Annotated in this window: 1 protein-coding gene; it reads left to right on the forward strand. The window is 34.3% G+C overall.

Features of this window, described 5'->3' with window-relative positions; all coding sequences use genetic code 11:
• Nucleotides 1–99: 99 nt before the first annotated feature.
• Nucleotides 100–236, forward strand: a 137-nt coding sequence (locus GPK90_RS10220) for a transposase (protein WP_215702876.1), incomplete at its 3' end; no start/stop codon positions are given.

Below are 236 nucleotides of genomic sequence, written 5' to 3' on the forward strand. Positions count from 1 at the left end.
TGCAGATCAAACAGAACAAATGTTCTAAAATATAATAGACAAACGATCTCATTTGTGATATAATTAAATCAGTCGAAATAAAAAGAAAGGCTGATAAATATGAGAAAACTTGACAATAATGCACATTCAGTATTTTTACTCTATTATCATCTGATTCTGGTCGTAAAGTACCGGAAAAAGGTCCTGAATGATCCGATCTCGGGTCGCGCACGAGAAATCTTTGAATATATCGCGCC

The sequence above is a fragment of the Clostridium sp. MCC344 genome, assembly GCF_018785365.1.
GTDB lineage: Bacteria > Bacillota > Clostridia > Lachnospirales > Lachnospiraceae > Pilosibacter.